Genomic DNA, 22456 nt, shown 5'->3' on the forward strand with positions numbered 1-22456 from the left:
TTTCTTTAAATCCTTACCCCGCGATGGTTTCCACATATGTCCAGCATGGGGAACCCCAATCATAATCTAATATATTTTCTATTAATTGATTATTAATTAATTATAAATAATTATATATCACGCATATCATTTGGTAAATCCTTGAAATGTAAAATTTTCTCAACTATATTGTAACTTATGGCAGAGGAAGTATAACATTTCCCACTATCCTATGTTAAGTATGGTGACAACCAGCATATCAAGGAAAAGCTAAAGGGCTTGCCGTCTGCTATTCACAGACAACAAGCCCTTTCAGATGCTTAAACAATTTTTACGTTGAAATATTCACTAACTATTTGGGATCACTTCAACTTTTACTACTATATTTTTTACTTTCTTTAAAGATATTTTCTTTAAAGTATTATTTGTAGTACAGTTCTATCCATCTAGCTTTAAAAATCCTCATCCATTGTTGCTTTAATTGTAAACTCTCTAATTTGTTCTCTACCTGAACTCATTGTTCCTTCAACAATTTCATTTAGCTCTTTATTCATTTCTCTAAAAAGTGATGCTTCAATTACCATAGATAAATTAGTACCTGTAATAAGTTTTACTTTATCATTCACATATTTAGCAGCTGTTTTAAATGGAGTACCACCTAAAATATCTGTAAATATTATTAAGCTATCACAATCTTTTAACTCATTAAGAGCCTTTTTTATCTCATCTTCAAGCATTTCTCCTGTTAGTTCTTGAAGAAAATCAATTGAAATAAAATTCTTTTGTTCTCCAGCTATTAATTTAACAGATGACTCTAATCCACTAGCAAAAGACCCATGTCCTACTAATATTATTCCAATCATTGTCCTATCTCCTCCCTAATAGCCTTAGAAATATTTCCTTCATTTTTCTCTAACATTCTTGATACTTCATCGTAGCCTTTGCCAGTCAGCTCCATTAATATTGCATGCTTAACACTTTGATTTGAAAGCTCTATTAAAGCAGAGGCTCTTTCCATATCACAAGAGGTACTTTCCATTATTATTCTCTTTGATCTTTCTACTAATTTTTCATTAGTAGCTTGTACATCAACCATTAAGTTTTTATATACTTTCCCTAACTTTATCATAGTAGTTGTTGATATGATGTTTAAAATCATTTTTTGTGCTGTTCCTGCCTTCATTCTTGTTGAACCAGTTACAACCTCAGGACCTACTATAGCTTCAATATTTACCTTTGCATGCTTACCTATAGTACTATTGCTTACACAGCTAATTGCTCCGGTAAATGCCCCAATTGAGTTTGCATAATCTAATCCGCCAATTACATAAGGAGTTCTGCCACTTGCTGCAAGGCCTATAACTGTATCTTTCTCTGTAAGACCTAATTCTTTTAAGTCTTCCACAGCTAAATCCTTAGAATCTTCCGCACCTTCTTTTGCCTTAATTATTGCATCCTTTCCTCCAGCAATTATACCTTGTACCAATTCATAAGAAACCCCGAATGTAGGAGGACATTCACTAGCATCAAGAATTCCAAGTCTTCCACTAGTTCCTGCACCAATATATATTAATCTTCCTCCTGTTTTTATTCTTTCTACTATTTCATCAATAAGGGTTTGGATCTCTATATTGCATTTTTTGATTTCTGCCGGAATTTTTTCGTCTTCAGAATTTATTAGGTTTACTATATCTAAAGTACTTAAAGTATCAATATTTATAGTGTTTTGGTTTATTTGCTCGGTCTCTAGCTTCTTTAACTCCATTGTTTATTCCTCTTCTTTAACTATATTATAATCATTTATCTTATCTACATATTTTTTTGTAATAATTTCTGGTCTTGTAATAGCTGTACCAATTACTACTGTATGTGCTCCAGCCTCTAAGGCCCTTATAGCATCTTCCTCAGTATTAATTTTTCCCTCTGCTATTACAGGAGTATCTGTTATAGCAACTATATCTCCAATAAGCTTAATATTAACTTCTTTTATATCTTTTGTAGCTTCTGTATAACCGCTTAAAGTAGTACTAATTATATCTAAATTCAAAGGTAATATGTTTTTTGCTTCTTGTACTGTAGATACTTCTCCCATAATTAATACATCAGGATAATTTTCCCTAATTCTTTTTACTATATCTTCAAACTTCTCATCATTTGGTCTTTTTCTTGAAGTCGCGTCTAGGGCTATTATATCAATACCTGTTTTTAAAATGGATTCAGCACTTTTATAAGTTGGTGTAATATATACATCATACCCCTCATGCCATTCTTTATTTATTCCTATTACAGGCAAATCCACTACTTTTTTAATTGCAGCTATATTATCAGCACCTGTAGCCCTTATTCCAACAGCTCCTCCTTCTTTCGCTGCTTTAGCAAAAGCAGCCATAATTTCACATCCATACATTGGCCAGCCAACTCTAGCTTGGCAAGATACAATTAATCCACCTTCTATTTTTTTCATAACATTATTTTTCATACTAGAACATCCCTATTGCCTTTCCTAATATCCCTAAAATAAAACTAGCAAGTACACAAATATACATTCCCTTTTTATTTTTCTTTAAGATATTGTAAAATCCAAGTACAACTAATACTGGTAATAAAGAAGGTATTATCGAATTAATTAAATCTTGAACTACTATTTCTTTTCCTCCAAACACCCATACATAAGCGATATTAATCTTAACAAAGGAAACAATCATAGCTCCAACCACCATCATTCCTACTATGGTAGCTCCTTCAACAAATTTTTCTAATATATCAGTACTCTTCATCTTAGCTACTAAAGATGTTCCGAGCTTATGTCCATACTTTATGAAATACCATCTGGAAAGAACATTTAGTGCAACGTTAGGCACTAAGAATACTACAGGGCCAAGAACATTTCCTTCTAAAGCCATACCAGCACCTATAGCAGCAAATATTGTCATGAAGGTTGCCTTAAATATTGAATCTCCAATTCCTGAAAGTGGTCCCATTAATGCAGCTTTAGCAGATGAAATTGCTTCAGCAGTAATTGGTTTTCCCATAGCTTTTTGTTCCTCTAAAGCAAGAGAAACTCCAAGAATAGCATTTCCTGTATATGGATGACAATTAAAGAATTCATTATGTCTTAATAACGCTTCATGTAAATCTTCTTGATTTGGATATAATTTCTTAAGAGCTGGAATCATAGCATAACAGAAACCTAATGATGTATATCGTTCATAGTTAATACTTGTCATGCTAAAGAAGCTTCTAATATATGTCTTAACTAATTCCTTCTTAGTTAGAATTCCTCCAACATTTTTCATTGGATCTTCAATTTCTTCCTCTTCATCATCAAAGTCATCAAAATCATCAGCTTCTGCTTTTTTACTATCTCCTCTGAGAGTAAACACTGCTGCAGCTATACCTACCCCAATTAATGAAACTGCCAAAACATTTATTTTAAAGTATACTGCAAATACAAATCCTATTAAGAAGAAAGACCAATATTTTTTAAAGTTCATCATTTTTAATAACATAGCCATACCAACTGCTGGTAAGATACCTGAGGCTACCTTTAATCCCTCAACTAATACTGCCGGCATACTATTAACTACTTGATTAACATATTCACTACCAAAGTTTATAGCTAAAAAAGTTGGTATAAAGAATACAATAAAGAAAGTAATTAGACCTGATAAATGAATTAACTCAACTTTTCTGATTTCACCTTTTTGTAAATACTTATCTGCTATATGCATTAAGAAAATATTTATGTTCCATGCTAACATAATTAATATCTGTGCAAGCATACCAATTGGTAAAGCAAGTGCAATACCTATTTCAGGGTTACCACCATTGGCAATGGCAAATACCGTTGATAACATACCCGCAATCTGTGCATTAGGAGGTACGCTTCCTCCAATAGGAAGAATTCCCATATACATTAATTCTACACTACCACCTACGATCAACCCAGTTGTTATATCTCCCATTAATAGACCAACTATAGCTCCCCCTACCACTGGTCTTGATATCATCCAATATCCATAACCATAATTCTCAACCATTAAAATAGCAATAAAAATACTTAATAATACCACTGTAACTGTATTCACGATTTTTTCCCTCTCCTATCTTATAGTTTTTCTTCTAAATCAATGGACCTATCTGATGGAGTTGCTCTAATTTCCAACTTGACTCCTTCAGATTTTAATTGTCTAAATATGTCTTTTAATTCTTCATCCAAAAAAACAGTGTTAGATATCTGTTCTCTGCCTTCCTTGTGGTATAATCCTCCAACATTAATTTCCTTCAATTCTACACCATTTTTAACTATATGCAGTAAGGGTTTTGGACTCTTAACAACAACGAATATTTTTTTCTTTTGATGCTTCTTTAGAAATTCAGTAGCATCCTCTTGATTTTTTACAAAACATCTCATTCCTAGTGGTGTTGCCATTTCTAATAATGATTTCTGAAAGTTATCCTTACAAACCTCATCATCAATTACTAATATTGCATCACTTGGATATTGTACTGACCAAGCAAAGGCAACTTGTCCATGAATAAGTCTCTCATCGATTCTTGCTATTGTTATCATTTCCTATCCTCCTTGTTTCGTTTGTCATTAGTATAACGTTTTCTTTCATCCGATTCAATGAAATAGCACTAATATGAAACGCCATTTCATCATTTGAAATTAGCTATTATTCAATTCGTGTTTTATGTATTTTGTGAGAGGTATTCTCATAATCATAATTACAGTAAACAGTATATAAAATATCAACTACATGAAGAGATGCTGTACGGGAAGAAATTGCACCACTTCTAAATTTGCTTTCTTTATCACTAACATAAAGATTATAATCACATAATTTTGATAAACTATTTTCACTGCTGGAGGTTATAGATACTGTTTTGACAAAATTATCTTTTAATATTTGAGCTATATCAAGCATTTGTTTTGATTCTCCTGAATAAGAGAATAATAAAGCGAAATGCTCAGGAGTACTATTCACCGCCTGTACATACTGACGATCATATAGAGCAAAGTTAATAGCATTTTTACCCACTCTAGTAAATTTAAATGTTGCATCCAAAGCAATTATATGGCTGCTGCCTATACCATATAAATCAAGAATCCTTGCATTTTTAATTAACTGTACTACCGTACTTAGGGTTTCAGTATTAATTAATATGGAAGTTTCTTCAATAGATTGGGTATTTATAGTGTTTAATTTTTCAATTATTTCTTTAATATTGTCAGTCTGCCTTATTGATGTTGAATCCAATATTTCAATATTTTTACTTTCAAAATACTTTATTTCTTGATTTATAAGAAGCTTTAACTTATTAAAGCCGCCTATATCCATCCTCTTGCATAATCTTACTACAGTAGCAGCAGATGTATATGTTTTTTCCCCCAATTCTTTACTGGTAAGTTCTAATACTTCATGGGGTTTTTTTAGTATATAATCCCTCACCTGAGATTCTGCCTCAGGTAAACTTTTATTATCCCTCAGCTTTATCAAAACGCTCATTATAACATCACCTTTCTTGTCTGATTTATTACAATCCTACTTTTCCTTATTAATTTAGCTATTAAAAAATGTTACTAAATCACACATAAAAGAATCATCTCTATCTATCAGTACTTACATAGTCTCCCCCTTAAAATATAAGTATATTTTACATTATATCTTAATAAAAAAAAAATCCCTTAATGATTGTTTTTTGCAGTAATGATTATAATCAATTATAATAGCTTTAATACAATATTTGTTAACAAAGGGAGTAAATCTATGGCAAAGATTATTATTATAGAAGATACCGATACTATAAGGAGGGAACTTAGTACCTTTCTAACAAGATATGGTTATTATGTTGTTGCTCCAACAAGCTTTGAAAATATTATTGATTATACTCTTGGAGAAGCACCGGATTTGGTACTCTTAGACATAAACCTGCCTATATTCGATGGATATCACATATGTAGAGAATTAAGAAAAAGTTCTGATGTCCCAATAATAATGGTTACAAGCAGGGATAGCGAAATGGATGAACTTATGAGTATGAATTTAGGAGCTGATGATTTTATCACAAAACCCTATAATACTCAAATTCTTTTGGCAAGAATCGCATCTATATTAAGAAGAATTGAAGGTTCCAACACCCAGGACATAATTTCTTACAATGACTTAAAGCTTAATTTATCAAATGGCACTATCACATATAAAGGCAGTACTGCAGAGCTAACAAAAAATGAGCTTAAAATCCTATCATGTTTGATTAGAAATAAAGGAAAGATTGTATCTAGAGATGATTTAATGGACTTTATGTGGAGTTCTGAAATTTTTGTGGATGATAATATTTTATCTGTAAATGTTACAAGACTAAGAAAAAAGCTCGAAGAAGTTGGAATGAAAGATAATATTGAAACTAGACGCGGGTTAGGATATATAATGCCATGAGTATAAAAGATTATTTAAAAGATAGATTTGTATTTTTGCTTATTAATTTTATACTGTTCCTTATTATTTGCGGCATTATGCTGCTTATTGGTATTCGTGCCAATATAATTCTCTTAACCTTTTGCATATGGTTTCTTCCCCTACTTTCCTTTATAACTTTGGAATATACTAAACTAAGCAGATTTTATACTGAGCTAGCAGATGTAATAGATAGCTTGGATAAAAAATATTTGCTCTCTGAAGTCATAAAAAAACCTAGATTTACAGAAGGGAAATTTATATATAATTTATTAAAAGTGGCTAATAAAGACATGCATGAACATGTAAAAGAATATAGAGATATGCATAGTGAGTATAGGGAGTATATAGAAACCTGGGTTCATGAGATAAAAACTCCCATTGCCTCTACAAGACTAATTATTGAAAACAACCAAAATGAGATTACAAGAAATATTGCTTATGAGATTAAGACAATTGAAAGTTACATAGAACAGGTATTATACTACTCTAGAAGTAATAATGTGAGCAAAGATTACATTATTAAAGAGATTTCTTTAGCTTCTCTTGTTAAGTCCGTGATTAAAAGGAATTCAAGGGATTTTATAAACAAGAGAATATCTATTGATATTGAAGGTGTAGAAGGTTCAGTATATAGTGACACCAAGTGGCTTGAGTTCATATTAAATCAAATAATTATAAACTCCATTAAATACTCCAAGGAAAAGGTAGGTAAAGTAAAAATATATTCTATTAGAAATGAAAACAACATAGTACTTAAAATTGAAGATAATGGAATAGGTATTATAAATAAAGATATAAACAGAGTTTTTGAGAAAGGCTTTACTGGAGAAAATGGCAGAAAACTTAGAAGGTCTACCGGTATTGGACTTTTTTTGTGTAAGACGCTTTGTGATCAGCTTGGGTTAGGTCTAACTTTAACTTCGCAAGCTGGCGAAGGTACAAATGTCAGTATTATCTTTCCCATAGGAAGAAATAATTTGTTGAATTGATCTTAAAGGATTTATAGCTATTGCTTGCTGCGGTGCTGTGAATCCTTTTTTTACATTACAAAAATGTAACTTTAGTGAAATATAAACGAATATGTATCTATGAAAAACTCTAGTAAGATAAAACTGTAGACAGAACATTAATATATGAGAGCTGCAATTCATTATATACAAGGAGGAATTTACTATAAAAAAACTACTAATACCTATACTAGCAGGTATGCTTATAATTGTTGGGGGTGGCGCTTCCTATAAATACTTTAATGGTCCTAAAATCAAAGAGATCCCACTAACTAAAAGTATAGATGACAAGGGAAAAGCTACTGCCCCTTAACCAAATGATACAGTTTATTTTTCTGAAAAAAGCAAAAAGCTGGCATGAAAAATGCCAAAGGTAATTATAGAGTGATGGAGGAATTATATATGGAAAATATATTGAGTGTTGAAAAAATTGAAAAGTACTATGGAAACAAAGGGAATGTTACTAAGGCTATTGATAATATCTCTTTCAAAGTGGATAAGGGAGAGTTTGTTGGTATAATGGGGCCCTCAGGCAGCGGTAAGACTACTCTTTTAAATTGTATTTCAACTATTGATACTGTTACAACAGGACATATTGTTATAAATAAAAAAGATATTACAACTCTTAAGTCAAAGGGCTTAGAGGAATTTAGAAGAGATGAATTAGGATTTATTTTTCAAGATTTTAATCTTTTAGATACCCTGACTGCTTACGAGAATATAGCCTTGGCTCTAACTATACAAAATAGAAAAGCTTCTAAAATAGATTCAGCTATAAAAGAAGTTTCAGAAAAGCTTGAAATTACGGATGTACTAAAAAAGTATCCTTTTCAAATGTCAGGAGGACAAAAACAAAGAGTGGCTTCTGCCAGAGCCCTGGTAACCAAACCTTCGCTTATATTGGCTGATGAACCTACTGGAGCTTTAGATTCAAAATCCTCACGACTTCTTCTAGACTCCTTTGAAAAGTTAAACAAAGAAGTTCAGGCTACCATACTTATGGTTACTCATGATGCCTTTACAGCAAGCTATGCCCACAGAATTTTGTTTATTAAGGATGGCAGGATTTTTAATGAATTAATGCGTGGAAATGATACAAGAAAGGAATTCTTCAATAAAATAATTGAAGTCGTAACTTTACTTGGAGGGGATGCAAGCGATGTTTTTTAAAATAGCAATGAATAATGTAAAAAGAAGCTTTAAAGATTATTCTATATATTTTCTAACCTTAACCTTTGCCGTGTGCATATTCTACAGTTTTAATTCTATTGAAGCTCAGACATCATTGCTTGAGATTGGGAAAAGTACTAAAACTTATGTAACAACCCTAAATAAGCTTATAGCGGGAACCTCTGTATTTGTATCCTTTATTTTAGGCGGGCTTATAATTTATGCTAATAATTTTTTAATAAAAAAGCGTAAAAAAGAATTAGGAATATATATGACCTTAGGTATGGCAAAGGGTAAGATTTCAAGGATTTTAATACTGGAAACTTTTTTAATCGGTCTATTGTCTCTGGTCGCTGGAGTTTTACTTGGTATTATAATTTCCCAAGGCTTATCAGTTATTACAGCGAAGCTTTTAGTAGTTGATATGAATAAATACAGATTTATTGTATCAATAAACGCAATAATTAAATCTTCCATATACTTTGGAATAATATTTCTTCTAGTGATGATGTTTAATCAGATTATTATTTCTAAGTATAAGCTTATCGACATGATAAATGCTTCAAAAAAAAGTGAAAACATAAAGCTGAAAAATCCTGTTGTTTCAATAGTTACATTTCTTCTGTCAGCAGCAGCACTTACAGCAGCTTACAGCATTGTGTTAAAGGTTGGAGTAGCTCCTGATAATACTACTTTTATAGCCTCCATACTGCTGGGAGTTATAGGAACTCTATTGTGCTTTTACAGTCTTTCCACCTTCTTAATCAATGTGCTGCAAAATAGCAAGAAAATATATTTTAAAAACTTAAATATATTTATATTCAGGCAAATAAACAATAAAATAACTACTAACTTTTTATCAATGACCACAATATGCCTTATGCTTTTTCTAACTATTACGCTTTTATTCACCATGTTTGGTTATAAAGGCACTCTAGATACAATGCTTAAGGGAAATACTTCTTTTGATGCTTCAGCTAAATTAGATATTAATATAAAAGATCAAAAGATAAAGGATATTAAAGAATCTCTTCAGAAAGCAAACTTTAAATTTGAGCCTAACGAAAAACATGTATTTTTTACTGAATATAAGCTTGAGCTTTCCCTAAACGATTTATTAAGCAAGTATTTAAGCAAAAAAGAGCAAAGAGAACTTAAGTTAAACTATACAGATGGTCCTATATCAGCTGTAAAAGTCTCAGAATATAATTCAATAAGACAGCTTCTAGGACAGCAAACCATAAGCTTAAAGGATAATGAGATTTTAGTTATATCCAACTATGAAAAGACGGTCAATGCCTTCGATACATTTATGAAAAACGAAAACTCTGCAGTTATAGGGAGTAAAACTTATAGCATTAAAAATAAAGCGCCAATAAAAGATAATGTAATTAGTTCAAAAGCTAGTTTGGATTTCCTTTATTTCATAATACCTGACAACTTTGAAGGAACCTTAAAGCCGCATGCATCGTCCTTTAATGCAATCTTCCAAGGCAATAATTATGAAAAGTCTAAAGAGAGATTCTCTAATTTATTCGTAGAGCTTGAAAAGTATAAATTTGAAAAGGCTAACTTTATGCTTATCTATGGAAATACACTAGAACAGCTTTATGCAAGTGTATATGGTCCATCAGCGCTTATTGTATTTCTAGGGATATACTTAGGCATAGTATTTTTGATATCTAGTGCTGCAGTACTGGCCTTACAGCAGTTATCAGAAGCAAGCGATAGTCTGCATAGATACAATTCCCTTAAGAAAATTGGTGCTACTGAAAAGATGATAAATAAATCAATACTAGTACAGACCCTTATATACTTTATGGTGCCTTTAGGCTTGGCAATCATGCATTCAGTGGTTGGAATAACTGTAGCGAATAAAATGCTTAGGTCTGAAAATAAAAGTATTCTTGAAGGTTCTTCCCTCATGATAGCCTTAGCGCTTATTGTAATATATGGCGGATATTTTTATGCAACTTATTTTAGCTTTAAAAGAATAGTTAATACCAGCAATTAGTATGCTAAGTTGAAAAGCAGGGGACAACATGACCCTGCTTTTCTGATAATCTCCTATTTATTTTCATAAATGTCTACTTTATTTGTGGTACGGTTCCCCGTATCAATAACTACCTCAAACATACATTTGAATATACGTTCTTAATATAGCGCTGTTATTCATACGACATAAGCCCCAATAATATTGGGGCTTATATTATTCAACAAGCTCATCTATAGCATCCACCTGTACTTGTTTTGGTGGATGCACATCAAATGGTTTATTCAAGTCTTTCAATGAAATCTTGAAGTTGTATTTTCTTATACCTGGAGTATAGTATTCTGTTACAGTATGTGTTTTATGAAATTGGGTATAACTTTTTGTTACTACTTTTCCTTTACTGCTTGTTATGGTTACTTTGTGAGTGGTTTCATATCCCACATCCCATGAGCATAAAGGTTTAGCAATTACTTCGTAGTCACCGGTGTATCTAGCTGTCCACTTAAGATTTAACTTCTTTGTTGAAGCTGTTTCAACTGGAACGCTACTGTCGGTTTTATTCCTTATAGTCCAATCATACTTAACCAGCTTTTTATTTTTCCTTATGCCAGTTTTAGAAACGTGTGATGACTCACTTGTAGCGAAAGATTCTTCTTCTTCGGGATTCACTGGTGGAACTGGGTCCTTTCCTCCCCAGAATACGGTTTTGGCTCTGTCAAAAAGTTCTTCAAGATCATACCAAGGTTTGTCTCCTCCACCATTACCTCCATTACTGAACCAATTGTTTCTGTTCCCCCATTCACTTAAGCTCCATGTCCACCCCTCTGAAATACTCCATTCAGGGTTGGCAGGAATCTCTGAACCGGATGATCCTCCTGTTTCTCCTGAACCTCCCGGTATTATAGTTTCGCTCTGTCCGCCAGGCTTTCCCGCCTGCCCACTACTTCCGGGTTTCTTATTACTGTTTTGATTCTTATCATTTTTATTAGAACCTGTGGAACTTCCTGGTTTATTTGAAGATGGTGGATTCTTTGAACTACCACCTAATTCTACATCAACCTTTCCATTGTCTGGATTAACTTTAGTATCGCCGCTTCCTGTGCTGGTTTCTATTTCATCTTTACCTTTTCCGGTAAGCGATTCAGAATTTCCCGGTGGTGCAGCAATTGCTGTTGTAACTCCTATATTTAAAGCAACTATACAGCTTACTATCATTATTAATATCTTTTTACTATTCATCTATCTCACCCCCATTTTCTTACTATGTATCATCTTATTAAAAGACTTTTCTGATTTTCAAGTATATATTTATATGTAAAAAAATATAACCAACTAATAGTCGGTTATACTAAAATTTTATTTTTTTGGGGAATCCTCTTCTTTTATATGCGAAAACGATACTTTCCATACATCGGTTTTCTTTTCCATTTGTACCCTGAAGTTCTGCTGATATAGTGTGTTTTTTTCTTTATTATATTTTTTAAAAAAATCATCAGTGCCTTCAAGATATTTAAAAGTAAAAGTCCCTTTAATTTCTGCTAAATTCATACCTTTAGTGATAGTAATGCTATCTATTTTTAGGCCGTTCAACTCCTGAACCACTTTGTATTGCTTGAATCCCTTAATAGTTTCCTCCGCATCGTTTTTCTCTTTTAATTCCTTGAGAATTTCATCATTCACATAACCATAAGTCCCCATTCCATCAGTAGTTTTATAATCAACAGTTGCATGAGCCTTTATATATCCTTCTGTTGTTTCTTTTATTTTGATAACATCAGGACTCTTTTCTGTGAGATAGTTTTTAATATCCTTTTGCCCATCAGCAGATAGATTTTCTACAACAGTATAAGGAGTCTCTTTTTTTGAAATCGCAGGATCAGATTTTCCACATCCTCCAAGCAAAACAGTAGTCAATATAATAACGCTCATCATAAGCATAGTAATAACCTTTTTCATCTTTAATCCCCCCATTTTAATTTTATTAGATGATTACATCATAATTGCTTATTATTTACATTTGCAAGTATTTATTTATGTATTTTTAGCTATAACCTCCCGCATTCTTAAATTTGTACCTTTTGACTGTATTTCCTTATTAATCCTAATAATATGATATATGGGAAATAATTCGTAGTCAAGTTTTAGTGGTGTGCGGAAAGAGAACGCTCTCCCATATATTAAATACTTGATTATGTTCATTTACTTATTTAACTATATAAATATAAAACAATTATTCAAGATAAATAAGGAGGTTTTTCCGTGAATAAACATATTATTAAGGTATTTGGCTTTTTAAAAGTAATTTTTTTGTACAGAAGTTATGACCATGACAGGATTTATAAAAAGTATTTTAAAACCAGTTTCTGGGGAAGAACAATTATAGTTGGAACGCCATTCCAAAATCCTAGAACAGCAGATTTTACACCTAATTTCTCAATCTGGGTAGAACGCAATTCTTCTTAATCTATATACCGCAAGTAGGAACCTTGTAGGTTTCTACTTATACATAGTCTTACTTAATCTTTTTATAGTTTTATTCCTCATTTAGTCTATTATTCTCCTAAAAAATCCTTTATTTATTCAAAAATGAATATATTTTAATATATACTACGATATAACAATCTCACAACAATTTATAACACTTACAGCTAGAATCAACTATCAACTTATAATACTAGTCAGCAATAGGCATTTTTTTAAAAACCTCCCTCCTCGCTTTTCCTCTCCTGTAATATTATTAGTGTGATTAGATGACATTTAATATTTTCAAAGCACTGATTTATATGACTTATAAGAAAAAATGGGTATGTGAATAAATGACATTTAATAAGGATAAAAAAAGAACTCAACTAAATAGTAGAGTCCTTTTTTTCTATATATTAATAATTTAGGTTATATGTGCAGTGCAGTATCCCATCTTTTTCACACGTTGTTTTCCTTATAAAATGTTTTTCCTGCATGCTATCAGTCATTTTGCTAACTGCACTATGATCCTTTTTGCCAATTTTTTGTGCAAGGTATTTTTGGCTTGCCCAACACTGCTGTCCATTGTTACTCCCTATCATATAACACATATATGTGTAGAGCTTGGTTTCTCCATCGGTTAAATTATCTATCAATAATTTAACCGCAGCATTCTCTAGACAGGTGTATCCCCTTGTCGATGAAAAATATGGGTTCAAGTAATAAACATATCCTTCCCTACACCTCCTATTCGTCCGCTTCTTATTTATATATCCCAATTTTAATAGAAATTGTATATTTCTATTAAAAGTACTTCCGCTTATCCCCACATATTTCATGACATCAGTTTTTGTAAACTCCATAATCCCATCTGTCTTATTTATTAATTTAAGCACCAAATATAGTTTTACAGCACTATCACTTATTATATTATAGTCTTCAAATAAATCATTAGATATGATAATTTTGTTATCTCGCTTGTACCTATTAAACTCAATATATCCATAGTGCTCCCGCAGTTCTGACGTATATGCTCCATGCTTCCCCTTAAAATTATAACTATATATCCTATCCACCTCACTATTAATAACTGCTTCTTCTAACTCTGGTACACAGCGCCGACCCCAAATGCACATTATCTGTTTTATAATTTTTATATTAATCCCCAAACTATTCTTCAAGAATGGAACCAGAAACATCATCACGCTGTTTCTCATCCCTTCAGATGTTCCAAACAGCATTTTTTGGATTGGGTAAGGTAGCAAATCAATATCAAGTAAATCAGCATATAAAGTTCTTGCATCCTCTACCTTTATTTTTGTTTCTGTAGTGCTTACTGACTTGTAAGTACTTGCTTCATTACTATCTTTTTTCTTTCTTACATCCTTATTTGATGATGATAAATCAGACATATTTGGTAGAGCATTAAGTTTTTCAAATACGTCTTCAGTAGAATACCTACTTGTAGTCCAGTTAACTACTGTAGTTGGTATTATATTTGGCTCTACTGGATCGTAATATTCAGTTTTCTCGCTACAAGCCTTACAATTGTATGTGTATGGAAGGCGTAGTATTCTCGCTGAATCTATAATTTTAGGATCAACTTTAAAACCTTTATCCAGCATCAGTAGGGTAAATTTTTTTAAAATCTCTTTATCATATATCTTTTTATTTAACAATATTATTGTTTGAAACCCATGCCCAGTAAAAATATCAATGCTATCTATACCAGCTTCCTTAAGCTTTTTCTTTTCTACATAAAATTCATTAAAGTTCATGTGGTCAAAATCTGCAGCTAGAATTGTGGTAAATATTGAGTTATGAGAATTAATTCTTCCCTTTTGTTTTGGCTTTTTAGTCCTTATATCAATTACATCTTTGTGGTAATCAAATGCATAAACAGAATAGTACAAACAAAATTGCTTACCGTTTAATTCTCTTAAAAAATCCTTCAGTAATTGAATGTCTTTTTCAGACAAGCACCAAGCATTATAACTTCGAACAAAAGCGTGTTTTCCAGATCTTTGAAGTGGACGGAGTTCTATACAGCCATCTATCCATGTTTTACTATCTTGAGATAAAAAAGGATAAATAACTTGTAAAAACTCAATAATTTTTTCTGCTTGTTTATTAATTTGATTTTCATCTAAAATGGGAACCTTATTTATCGGTATTATATATTCCGCTATTTCTTCTTTGTTCACCATACATATCATCCCCTTTCGTAAAATATGTACAGTGAATTTTTAAAGCCTGTAATATTGATATTATTACAGGCTTTAAAACACACATGAAAGGGTTTGGTAAATCTTTGAGCCATTTACTTCAATAATGGTACTTGTTAAAATACATACGTTATTTCTAACATTTTCTTACGGCACACGACTTTTATATCATGTTCTAGGAGCAGATCAGTTGGGAAATAGAAATATAATATCTCTTCAAATACAGCCTTTTCTTTTAACCCTTTGTTTCTAAAAGTCTTCTTAATATTGAACGAACTATATCGATTCGGAAATAGCTTTTTAAAATCTTTCTCTTCATATGCTTCATTATCAACTATTAACTTACACGCCTTACAGTTAGTGAGTTCTAATGATTTGCCATTTTCTGTACCTGCAATCTCTCTAGTTTCCTTAATGATTTCGGGTATCTTCCTACCCACTTTTTTTCTTTTTTCATCGTCACAGGCAAAGAAATTACTTATACCTTTTGTATTTTTCATTATGATATCACCTCTCTTTAATCCATTAAGAGAAATATAGAACATCATTTTTTATAATTTCAAGTATTTAAAACAAAAATTTGAAGTATTGAATATTTATTAATTCTGGTTGTGAACATAGGTATTTATAATATCATATCGTCCTTTTCCGTGTCCGAGATAATGACTAACGTAGTCCATAGTATGGTTTTTGTATACCCCTGCTTTCTCTTTTCATCCCACAGCTCTTGAGCTCTTAATTTTCGAATTGCGTGGATACCAGTAAGGGGATATTTATTTTTCAAATTTAGTTTTTTTAAAATTCGGTTAAGCTGTTGGTTAATGCTGTCTGCTTTAATTTCAATTAACTTATCTTTATTTATTTTTCCGACGCATAATGTTTTTAAAATTTTAACATCATCTTTTTTTATCTCTAGATACCTGCACCTCCCACCTTTACCCACAACTCGCAGCTGCGCCTTATCAAAGTCTACACAATCAACCGTAAGCCGTGAAGTTTCAGCGTCTCTTAATCCGAACCTATAGCAGAGCTCAATCGCTGGTATTGCCTTTGATGTACAATGTTTATAACCATAGTCTAATACCTTTTCCAAGTCTTCTTTACCCATTGTTTGGATTCTTAATTTATCACCTGTAGGAGTTTTTTTACTTTGCGGTGTAAGAATTTCATTTCGCCAGTTACTCGTAATCCTAAACTTATTTCTACATAGGTGTTCAATCTTATGGATTCTGCTTACATAATTTTTTAATGTTGCGGTACTGCAGGTTTTAGATTTTTCGTTAAGAAATGCCTGCCAGTGATCTGATTTAACATCTTTCAGCATCTTAATATGTGGGTAGTTATCCTTCATGTAGTCCTTAAATTGATAGGCTACTTCCTGAAGCGAGCGCTTTTCATTAAAACTGCATATTATTCCCATAGATTGTCCATTATGTTTTGCTGCATGCTTATCCATTCCTGGTCGAAAGGCATAGTCTACAGCAGTCTGTATTTGATATCCGAGATTATGATTCCCCATATGCTATCACCTCTATCTATTTGTGTTTATTAACGTATTTTATATAATTACCTCTGTTTTTCTCCTTATTCTTCTCGTTTTCAGTCTTATGTATAAGGATTAACGGGTCTGTCAACCCGTTAATCCTTACACCCTACACTTATATTGAATAAAACAGGACTTATCCGTTCAGCAAATATACTGCACATTACAGCAGTACAAAAAAACACTCATGTTCCAGTCCTAAAAACAATATTGTGTCGATAAGCTTAAATTCAGCTTAAATTAATACTAGGTTAATTTACGTAGTACAAACTAGGCTGTTATATTCAGCCTCAAATCCTCCTTCTTTCCTCTACCAATTAACTATATTTATAGTATGTTTGTAGCATAAATCATGATTTTTACGTAATTCAAGTAAATTTTTATATTTATTATGATCTACTATAATAACAATTACTTATAATTTAATTGTGAAATATACGAAAGAAGAAGACTGCCTTAGGCAGTCTTCTTAAATTATAACGTATTGTTTATTTACTACTATTTTTATTAATTTTTGCAGCTATCTCTTGAAATAAACTCCTAAATTCAGTGTCCTTTGTTGCATTTCTTAATAATGTGCAGTAGGCAAATTTAGTCGGTTTTTCAGCTTTCAAAAAATTGATTATGGTCTTAAATGATACTCCATATTCTTTATGGTCTAAATGATATATAAGCGCTTGTCTACACAAGTTAACTTTAAGATTTTTTTTAATCTCTAAAATTTCTGCTAATTCATCCATTAAGCATATAAATTCCTGGATGCCTTTCATTTTGCTATCCTCTATAGGTCTGTTATATTTTTTAAAGGCTTCCTCGTAATTATCGATACATTGATTGTAGAAAATTGAATTTCTAAATATTGTTTTTTCATCATTTATTATAAACGTAAAAATAATTTCAATTAAAGATGTAATTTGTAATTTATTATCTTGTGAACTAAATAGCCTATTTATAAGCATAAAAATAGGTATCTGCCTGCTTGATGCTATTCCTACAAAATCAAGCGACTTAAATGATATAGATATTGTATGCCCATTAAGCAGCTCTGTCATATTTACATCATTATCAATATAAAACAAAACAGGTATCCCAAGATTCTTACAGCATTCAAATCTATGCTGACCATCTACTATTATATATTTATTTTCATAGTTTTTAACGAGTATAGGTTCTATTTGTCCAATATTTTTGATACTTTTATACATTTTATTGTATTTTGATTTTTTTGAAACCTGTCTATTATATATACTGCTAGTGAAGAATTTTTGATAATCGTCTGTTTTGTAAATATTAATTACTTTTTGTAGTATCTCCATAATTACCTCATCCTTTAAGATTTTTATGCCTATATACTACTAAATACAACCTTATTTGTCCATACAGCTTTTTTATTCTAATTTATATTATAAATGCGCTATTTTTCTTTATAATCCTTAATATTAGTATTATAAACAAAAAATATTATAACAGTCCTTTTTTACTCTTACTAACTATTGTATTTATCTAAATATATTCCATATTGTCATTCAATTTCATATATAACCCAAACCATTCCAAATATAAGCAAAGCAATTAAATAAGCCTAATTACTTTTGTAAATTATATTTTAACTGAATAAAACAATATTATTATTTCTTGTATTGCTTTTTAGAACAAATAATAACCTTATGATGAATTCATGGAGTTTATTTTTGAGAATTATATATATCATTTTTCACTTTAATTATATCTAAAGGTATTGATTAACATGCCAATACATTCATTCTTTATAAGGTTCCAAATTGAAAAGATAAATTTAATATATAATAGTAAATTTTCTTCAAGAAAGGATGTAACTGAAGTTGCATCGTTTCTTTATTTACAATGCTTTTAAAATTAGAATATAAGTAAATATATGGTATAATTAAATAACCAAAAAGTCTGAATAAAAAGGATGTGAAAGAGTGTCTGACATCAAATATAATTTTCAAAATCTTGCACCTGTAGATGACGTTATATTAGAAGTTTATGAGGATTCATTAAACTTTATTTTTAATGAGCAAAGCATTAGAAATATAGCTATTTCAGGAGCTTATGGTTCGGGTAAAAGCAGTCTTCTAGCTACCTATAAAAAAAAGTACCCCCATCTAAAATTTATACATATCTCACTTGCACATTTTGAATCACCTGAAAGTGATAATAACCCATCAAAAAAAGGTGATAAGCCTCTCCTTAATGAATCTGCTATAGAAGGAAGAATATTAAATCAACTGATTCATCGGATTCCTGTGGAGAAAATCAAGCAAACTAATTTTAGAGTAAAAAGGAAAATCAGCCGAAAAGAGGTCTTTTTAAGCACGGCTCTTTTAATGGCAGCCTTTCTATGTGGATTACACTTATTTCTTTTTGATACATGGAGTAATTTCGTAGCTGATTTTTCTGACGATTTTATTTACGAATCACTATACTTCTCCACTACTTCAAGCTCGCGCTTAATAAGCGGAATTATCTGTTTTTGTGTGCTATTCTATTTTGTATATTCATTTATTCAAATCCAGAAGAACAAAAATATTTTTAAAAAATTTATTTTTCAGGGGGCTGAATTAGAAATACTTGGGGAGAATAATGATTCTTATTTTGATAAATATCTTAATGAAGTCCTATACCTATTTAAAAATTCAGAATCTAATGTAATTGTATTTGAAGATATGGATAGGTTTAATTCTAATCTGATATTTGAAAGGTTGCGAGAAGTAAATACATTAGTAAACATTCAGCTGCAAAAAGAAAAAAAGGATCCTTTGCGATTTTTCTATTTACTTCGTGATGATATTTTTATTTCAAAAGACAGAACAAAATTTTTTGATTATATAGTTCCTGTTATTCCTGTTGTAGATGGTTCTAATTCCTATGATGAATTTATAGAGTTTTTTAAAAAGGGTGGATATTTTGATAAGCTAGATAATAAATTTTTGAAAGAACTCTCTTTATATGTTGATGATATGCGTTTGCTGAAAAATATCTATAACGAATTCGTGATTTACTTTAATCGTCTTAATACAACTGATCTGGATTATGATAAAATGTTGGCTATTATAACTTATAAAAATCTCTTTCCAAGGGATTTTAGTGACCTACAGTTAGGCAGAGGTTTTATATTCACATTGTTTAATAAAAAAGATATGTTCATAAGTACCAAAGTTGAAAAGATTCATGCTTTAATTAATGAAAAGAAAAAGGAACTTGAATCAATAAATGATGAAATTCTTGTAACCCAGGAAGAACTGGATTTGCTTTTTAATCGGAAAGGTAGCTTTTCTTATCGTGGATATAGTGGTCTTACTAGAGAAGATCAATTAGATTATGATCGTCGCAATCAGATAATTATAAATAAAAAGAATAGGACTACACTATCGCTAGAACAAGAGATATTACACCTTGAACAGGAGCTTGCACTTATCCAAACCAAACCTCTTCAAGATATTATAACCAGAGATAATATCGATTCTATATTCAGTGTAACAAGCATCAATGACATTGGGAAAATCAACAAGTTTGAAGAAGTTAGGGGAAACGATTACTTCGCTTTATTAAAGTACCTTGTTAGCCATGGGAAGATAAATGAAACCTATCCTGACTATATGACATACTTCCGGGGGAACAGTATTTCTTTTGCAGACAAGACTTTCTTACGCAGTGTTTTAGAAAAAAAGGCAAAGGGGTATACATATAAACTCAAGAATCCTAGACTTGTACTAGACTACCTTTATTTAGAGCATTTTGACCAAGAAGAAGTATTGAACTTTGATTTAATTCAGTACTTACTTCGAGATACCAGCTACGAGGTGTATCTTGATATACTTCTAAACCAACTCAAGAAAACATCTAATTTTAAGTTTATTGAAGATTTTCTTAATACTGATATAGATGAAATTGGGGAATTCGTAAAAAAGCTGAACATTCAATGGCCGCAAATGATCTCTTGTGCCTGGAATAATCAGTTATTAAATAAAAATCAGATCTGTATTTACATTATTAATTCACTCTATTATTCAGATGAAAGTACTTTGAAAAGAATGAATGAGGAGGATTTTTTAACTACGTATATTTCACACAACGCAGACTATCTCTGTATTGATGAGCCTAAAGTTGATATTCTAATCAGCAAATTTAAGCTGCTGGATGTTTCATTTTTCAGTATTAACTATGATAGTGCAAATAAAAAATTATTTGAAGAAGTTTATAGAGAATCATTATATCAGATCAATTTTGAAAACATTTCCTTGATGCTTAAAAAAATGCATGGAGTTACATCAGATGATAATATAGTGCATAAAAATTACACTACAGTCCTATTACAAACAGGATATCCATTAGCCGAGTATATTGAAGATAATATCGAAAAATATCTTGCTTTAATCATTGATTCAAGTGAAGGAGTAATATGTGATGACGAAAATGCTGCACTTCTTCTTTTAAATAACGAGAACATCTTACCAGGATGGAAGACAAAATATATTGATGTATTATCAACCAAAATTATTTCCATCAATTCTGTTGTAGACCAATCTTTATGGGGGATACTATTTGATAGAGATTTACCATTGTATAACATAGAAAATATTCTTTCCTACTATAGTGAAATAAAAGTTGTAGATGATACTATTGTATTATTTATTAACCGTGGTGAAAGTACTTTAGATTTTACTAATGTTGAATCAATTTGCGATGAAGGCATAGTAAGTAAGTTCTTCGATTCAGTGATTGTATGTAAAAATATAGATAACGATAAATATAAGCAAATTTTAAGTTCAATTGGATATAACTATAATCAGTTCTACTTCGAGGATATTTCTACAGAAAAAATGAATATTATCATTGATACCAATACGGTTGAAATGAATACTGAAAATCTTGGTTTTATCAGAGAGAAGTATAAAGATAATTTATTCCACTTTATACAGAAGAATATCATTAGATATGTTGATACTATGAGCGAGGATTTTTTCGATATAAATGAGGCAATTGAAATCCTTACCTGGGATATTGAAGAATCGATAAAGATTAAAATTTTGAACTTCTCCAATGATGCTATTTCAGTGATTGGCAAAGAATATTCAACTCCAATTACAAAGCATATTCTTAACCACAATTTTGAGCATCAAGATTTAGAAGAACTTTTAAGTTCTTATGAAGAATGGGATGAGTCTATTCAACAGACAATAATTGACCTAGCAATCAGTAATATATCCGAAGTATATGAAACAGAAGATATATCAATGTTATTGTTAGAAGACTTACTATACAGTGATGAGCTAGAAACGGAAAAAAAGATTCGGTTATTTATATTAATGGTGCCAAGGCTAACTATAGATAGCTTCAAAAAGCATTTAGATATACTTGGGCTTAATAATTATTTAAAAATCTTCGAGCCTAACAGCAGACCAAAATTTCCTATTAACGAAACGAATACAGAGTTGTTGGCTGCTCTAAAAAACCGTAAATGGCTATTAGATTTCAAAGAACATACTGATAAACATGGATATTATAAAATAATTAGACAAAGATTATCTAAAAGCATTGCCACCGAGCTTCTCTAAAATTTAGAGTCATGTACTGTTATAGTACATGGC

General features: G+C 31.0%; 18 protein-coding genes. 6 read left to right on the plus strand and 12 right to left on the minus strand.

Features of this window, described 5'->3' with window-relative positions:
• Positions 1–431: 431 nt before the first annotated feature.
• The 6 genes from agaF to TA89_RS15420 form a co-directional block, all read right to left on the minus strand.
• Positions 432–842 carry a PTS galactosamine/N-acetylgalactosamine transporter subunit IIA gene (gene agaF, locus TA89_RS15395; RefSeq protein WP_040214668.1) on the minus strand — a complete coding sequence of 137 codons (411 nt, stop codon included), beginning with the start codon at positions 840–842 and terminating at the stop codon, positions 432–434.
• Positions 839–1744 carry an N-acetylmuramic acid 6-phosphate etherase gene (gene murQ / locus TA89_RS15400; RefSeq protein WP_040214669.1) on the minus strand — a complete coding sequence of 302 codons (906 nt, stop codon included), beginning with the start codon at positions 1742–1744 and terminating at the stop codon, positions 839–841. Before murQ ends, agaF begins: the two co-directional genes overlap by 4 nt.
• 3 nt (positions 1745–1747) lie before the next feature.
• Entirely contained in the window at positions 1748–2458 is a 711-nt protein-coding gene (locus tag TA89_RS15405) for an N-acetylmannosamine-6-phosphate 2-epimerase (protein WP_040214670.1), read from the minus strand.
• A 1-nt stretch (position 2459) separates the two neighbouring features.
• Positions 2460–4067 (minus strand): PTS system mannose/fructose/sorbose family transporter subunit IID, encoded by a 1608-nt coding sequence (locus tag TA89_RS15410; RefSeq protein ID WP_040214671.1) that lies wholly within the window; start codon positions 4065–4067, stop codon positions 2460–2462.
• Between the two features lie 20 nt (positions 4068–4087).
• Positions 4088–4552, minus strand: coding sequence for a PTS sugar transporter subunit IIB (locus tag TA89_RS15415; protein WP_040214672.1), 465 nt, complete (start codon positions 4550–4552; stop codon positions 4088–4090).
• Between the two features lie 106 nt (positions 4553–4658).
• Entirely contained in the window at positions 4659–5492 is an 834-nt protein-coding gene (locus tag TA89_RS15420; protein WP_040214673.1) for a MurR/RpiR family transcriptional regulator, read from the minus strand.
• Positions 5493–5753: 261 nt separating this feature from the next.
• On the opposite strand from TA89_RS15420, the gene TA89_RS15425 reads away from it, so the two are divergent.
• From TA89_RS15425 to TA89_RS15445, 4 genes are all read left to right on the plus strand, one after another.
• Positions 5754–6422, plus strand: coding sequence for a response regulator transcription factor (locus TA89_RS15425; protein WP_040214674.1), 669 nt, complete (start codon positions 5754–5756; stop codon positions 6420–6422).
• Complete coding sequence (locus TA89_RS15430) at positions 6419–7432, plus strand: sensor histidine kinase (RefSeq protein WP_040214675.1); 1014 nt, start codon at positions 6419–6421, stop codon at positions 7430–7432. Before TA89_RS15425 ends, TA89_RS15430 begins: the two co-directional genes overlap by 4 nt.
• Positions 7433–7852: 420 nt before the next feature.
• Positions 7853–8620, plus strand: coding sequence for an ABC transporter ATP-binding protein (locus tag TA89_RS15440; protein ID WP_040214676.1), 768 nt, complete (start codon positions 7853–7855; stop codon positions 8618–8620).
• Positions 8610–10634 carry an FtsX-like permease family protein gene (locus TA89_RS15445; RefSeq protein WP_040214677.1) on the plus strand — a complete coding sequence of 675 codons (2025 nt, stop codon included), beginning with the start codon at positions 8610–8612 and terminating at the stop codon, positions 10632–10634. Before TA89_RS15440 ends, TA89_RS15445 begins: the two co-directional genes overlap by 11 nt.
• Before the next feature lie 195 nt (positions 10635–10829).
• Here the strand turns inward: TA89_RS15445 and TA89_RS15450 are convergent, their stop codons facing one another.
• Both TA89_RS15450 and TA89_RS15455 read right to left on the minus strand, forming a co-directional pair.
• A complete protein-coding gene (locus TA89_RS15450; protein ID WP_040214678.1) occupies positions 10830–11852 on the minus strand; it encodes a hypothetical protein in 1023 nt (340 codons plus the stop codon).
• A gap of 117 nt (positions 11853–11969) precedes the next feature.
• Positions 11970–12569 carry a hypothetical protein gene (locus TA89_RS15455; protein ID WP_040214679.1) on the minus strand — a complete coding sequence of 200 codons (600 nt, stop codon included), beginning with the start codon at positions 12567–12569 and terminating at the stop codon, positions 11970–11972.
• A 303-nt stretch (positions 12570–12872) separates the two neighbouring features.
• Here TA89_RS15455 and TA89_RS15460 point away from each other — a divergent pair, with 303 nt between their 5' ends.
• Positions 12873–13076, plus strand: coding sequence for a hypothetical protein (locus TA89_RS15460; protein WP_040214680.1), 204 nt, complete (start codon positions 12873–12875; stop codon positions 13074–13076).
• 416 nt (positions 13077–13492) lie between these two features.
• Here the strand turns inward: TA89_RS15460 and TA89_RS15465 are convergent, their stop codons facing one another.
• From TA89_RS15465 to TA89_RS15480, 4 genes are all read right to left on the minus strand, one after another.
• Positions 13493–15283 (minus strand): hypothetical protein, encoded by a 1791-nt coding sequence (locus tag TA89_RS15465; RefSeq protein WP_040214681.1) that lies wholly within the window; start codon positions 15281–15283, stop codon positions 13493–13495.
• Positions 15284–15417: 134 nt separating this feature from the next.
• Positions 15418–15801 carry a hypothetical protein gene (locus TA89_RS15470; RefSeq protein ID WP_040214682.1) on the minus strand — a complete coding sequence of 128 codons (384 nt, stop codon included), beginning with the start codon at positions 15799–15801 and terminating at the stop codon, positions 15418–15420.
• Positions 15802–15926: 125 nt separating this feature from the next.
• The gene (locus TA89_RS15475) at positions 15927–16757 is read right to left on the minus strand and encodes a tyrosine-type recombinase/integrase (RefSeq protein WP_187119320.1); all 831 of its coding nucleotides are present in this window, start codon (positions 16755–16757) and stop codon (positions 15927–15929) included.
• Positions 16758–17332: 575 nt separating this feature from the next.
• The gene (locus TA89_RS15480; RefSeq protein WP_040214684.1) at positions 17333–18160 is read right to left on the minus strand and encodes a ParB/RepB/Spo0J family partition protein; all 828 of its coding nucleotides are present in this window, start codon (positions 18158–18160) and stop codon (positions 17333–17335) included.
• Positions 18161–18787: 627 nt separating this feature from the next.
• On the opposite strand from TA89_RS15480, the gene TA89_RS15485 reads away from it, so the two are divergent.
• Positions 18788–22423: a YobI family P-loop NTPase gene (locus tag TA89_RS15485; RefSeq protein ID WP_040214685.1), complete on the plus strand. Its 3636-nt coding sequence runs from the start codon at positions 18788–18790 to the stop codon at positions 22421–22423.
• Positions 22424–22456: the final 33 nt, after the last annotated feature.

Origin of the sequence: Clostridium polynesiense (assembly GCF_000820705.1) — a bacterium.
GTDB classification, from domain to species: Bacteria; Bacillota; Clostridia; order Clostridiales; family Clostridiaceae; genus Clostridium_AA; species Clostridium_AA polynesiense.